General features: G+C 68.0%; 2 protein-coding genes. Both read right to left on the bottom strand.

Going from position 1 to position 3663, the window contains the following annotated elements; all coding sequences use genetic code 11:
* A partial coding sequence (locus BRAS3809_RS04910) for a two-partner secretion domain-containing protein (RefSeq protein ID WP_240535599.1) occupies nucleotides 1-1913 on the bottom strand: 1913 nt, incomplete at its 3' end.
* 227 nt (nucleotides 1914-2140) lie between these two features.
* Nucleotides 2141-3663: ShlB/FhaC/HecB family hemolysin secretion/activation protein (locus BRAS3809_RS04905; protein WP_052523358.1), on the bottom strand; the 1523-nt coding region annotated here is incomplete at its 5' end.

The raw sequence follows: 3663 nt of genomic DNA, 5'->3' as shown, positions 1-3663 counted from the left end.
TCGGTGCCGATCTTCTGCAGCGTTCCCGACCCGCTGATGGCGGACGCAGAGGTCGGGTTGAACGTGTAGTCGAACGACGAATTGCCGACCTGAAGAGTGGCGCCGGAGGCGACCGTGAAGGCGGAGGACGAGGTCGTATTGCTCAGGGCAAGCGTGCCGCTGCTGACGGCCGTCGTGCCGGTATAAGTGTTGGCAGCCGATGATGTGAGCGTTCCCGCACCTGTTTTGATGACGGTCCCGGCGCCGCTGATGGCGCCTGACAAGGTTCCCGCGCCAGCCGCGTTGGCGACGTTGAAGGTCAGCGAGCCGGAGTTGGCGATCGTGCCGGACCCGGATATTCCGGCGGTGCCGTTCGCCGTCAGCGTCAATCCGCTGGATGCGCCGGAGTTTGTGATGCCGGCATTGAGGATGATCCCACCCGCGGCGTTCAAGGTCAGCAGCGTGTTGGCCGCCCATGACAACGAACTGTTCAGCGTGATGTCGCCGGCCTCGACGCCGGACGATCCGGTCGACACGGTGACATTGGCGCTCGCGAGCGCATTCTGCAGGGTCGTCACATTGATGATCGAGCCGCTGCCGGTCGCGGCGAAGCTCGCGTCGTGGTTGGTGTCGCTGCCTGTCGAGATGGTGACGTTGTAGGGGTCGAGCAGCAGCGCACCGGTGCGGCCGTTCTGCGCGGTCACGTCGGTCGTGCCCTGGTAGTTCAGCACGCCGTGACTGGACGTTTCAACGGCGCCACCGCTCCCGGTGCCAGCCCCTATCGCGCTGATCGAGCCGCGGAAGTCGGTGAACTGATCGGACCACAGCACGACCCTGCCACCGTCCCCATTGCTGCCATTGGCCGAGATCGCAGCGCCCTGCGCCACGGTCGTGACCTCGGCGTTCGGGACGTCGCCGCTAACGAGCTTGGCCGCGGGATCGCTGCCGCCGCGCTGGTCGCCGCCGATCAGGATGGTGCCGCCACTCTTCCCGTCGGCGCTGATGCGCGCAGTGTCGGTCAGCGCGACTTTGCTGCCGGTGGCCACGATGGTGCCGCCGGCCTGCCGCCGGCCGCCATTGGCCGCGAGACGGCCGGACACGGTCACCGCGCCACCGCCGCCGCCGAGCACGATGTTACCGGAGCGGCCGGACACGGAGCGCGCGGAGATCGCGCCGGAGACGTTGACGACGTCGCGCGCCGCCTGCTGCGCGGCCGCGGCCCGGATCTCGACGCGGCCACCAGCGGCCCTGATACGTCCGGAGACGTCGAGCAGCGCCTTGCCATCCAACGCCTTCGCGCTGGTCGGCAGCGCGACCTGCAGGAAGCCGTCGCCGCTCGGATCGAGCGTGACCTGCTCTCCCGCGCCGAGCCCGACCTTGCCGAGCGGAACGCTGATGGTGCCGCTGTTGGAGACCGAGCCGCCGATCAGGCCGACATAAGATCCCGCCGCGCCGCTGATCGTACCCGCATTGCTGACGGCGGCCGACGCGCCCTTGCCGGTGAAGTTGAGACGGCCGGCATTGAAATCCGCATCGCTGATGTCGAGCGTCGAGGCCACGAAGCCGCCGCCGACCTGCACCGACCCGCTCGGCGTGATCGCAATGCCATTCGGGTTGACCAGGTACACCTGGCCGTTGGCGGTGATCTTGCCGGCGATGGTCGAGGACGTGCCGCCGGTCACGCGATTGAGGATCGCCGCATTGGCATTCGGCTGCACGAACGTCACGCTGGCATTGCTGCCGACGGAGAAGCTGTTCCAGTTGACGATCGCCTTCGCCGAGGTCTGTGTGACCGTCAGCGCGTTGCTGCCCGGGTTGGCAATGCTCACCTGACCGGACGCGACCGACGCACCCTGCGGCAGCACGCTCTGCGCGCTTGCGCGCGATGCCAGCACCAGCATGGAAGCCGAGCCCAGCAACAGGGCCAAACTCACGCGACGTCCGATTCCGGCCTGCGCCCCGTGACTCCAACACACGCCCGTCATTGATACTCACTGTTTGTGCTGCGATGCCCAAGCCGCGGTCTCGCTTCGTTGCGCGCGGCGGCGGGATTGGAACCGGTCCGGACTGACATTTGATGAAATGTTTCGCTATTTCGGCCCCCCTCGCGTTAACGCAGGAGTCACCAAATGGGCAGGTCAGGCTGGGAGCATCGGGAGACTCAGAACGAGACGTTCAGCAACATCGTCCCTCGCCATCCCGCCCTGACGCCAGCGAGATCGGTGAAGCCGCGTGCGACCTCGACCGTGAGGTTTGCGGCCGTCCATCCGGTCACCGCACCGAGACCGCTGCGAATGCCTAATCCCACCGATTCAGCATTGAAGCTGGGTTGCTCGACGGCGGTTGCATTCACGATCCAGCCGCGGCCGTAGGCGGCGAACAGATAGGGCGACAGGTTCATGTTCGCCTTGATCGTGCTCGCCGGAAGCGCGAACGCGCGCGACAGCTCGCCGCGCACGGTGACTCCCTGATCGGCCGTAAACGTGCCGGTCGCGAAGGCCGTCAGCGCATCGGCGCCGTCGAGCGCGATCTGCTCGGGCCGCAACAGCGGCCGGTTCTGGGAGTACTGGCCCGCCGTCAGCACGTCGAGCTGCAGCCCCCCCGGCAACGGCTGCGTCAGGCGCGCGTTGGCGGACCATTTGACGAATTGCGAACTCGCGCCCTGCCGCGACAAGGGGACGTCCGACGCGGCGACGTCGAGCGGTCCGCGGCCACCCAGCCCGAATGCTCCCTGGGCGCCGAGCTGCAGTCCGGCTCCCCATGGCAGGGTCGTCGCATAGTCGGGGCCGACGCGCAGCACGCCGTAATGATCGTGGTTGAGTGCCAGGCCGAAGTCTGCGGCGTCCGACCGCTGGTCGATCAGTTCGAGCGCAGCGTTCGCATAAAGCGAGCCGCTGCGCGTCAGCCGGATGGGATCGCGCAGTCGGATCGCATAACGCTCGAAGGTGCCGCGCGTCGCGGGCACGTTGGCCGCGGCCGCCGTGCGCGTGATCGACCTCGTATATTCCGGATTGATGGTCAGGCCATCATTGCCGACCGGGAGCACCAGCCCCAGGCCGTAGAGCAGCAGCGGAGGACGGCCCGCGACGAAATCATTCGGGTTCGCGCCGCTGCCGACCGATGCATAGACCTGCTCGCCCCAGCCCAGCGCGCTGTTGACAGTCACGGCGCCGCGCGCCTGCCAGATCCCGAGCGACTTGGCGAGACGGTTGTCCGTGCCGGTGGAGACCGCCACGAGATGATGCTCGCCTTCGAGGATCAGCGCCACGCCGCCGTCCGCGGCGCCGCGCGCCAAAGTGCTCCTCAGTGTCACACCGGGCACCTCGCCGGCGATCAGCAGCGCGTGCTCGATCTGCTCCTGCGTCACGTGGCGGCGGCCGACCAGCGCCGCCGTGCGCCGCTGAACCACGCCGCGCACCTGCGATGGCAGCGCAGATACGTCGATCCGCTCGATGAAGCCGTCGACCACCACGATGCGCAGCGGGCCGTGATCGACGAGACGCTGAGGCGGCAAGACCACGCGCACCAGCGGAAATCCCGCGCGCACATAGGCCTGCTCCAGCCGGGCCGCCGCGGCATAGATCGCTTCGACGCTGACGCGCTTGCCCGCCAGTTCGGCCACGAGTGCCGCGGCGGCATCGGCGAGTTCGGGAAAGCCGCCTTCGACGCGCGCCGCGCCGACCA

This window comes from Bradyrhizobium sp. STM 3809, from assembly GCF_000239795.1.
In the GTDB taxonomy this organism is placed as follows: Bacteria; Pseudomonadota; Alphaproteobacteria; order Rhizobiales; family Xanthobacteraceae; genus Bradyrhizobium.
The sequence above is the reverse complement of the archived record's forward strand: the minus strand, read 5'-3'. Positions and strand labels throughout refer to the sequence as shown.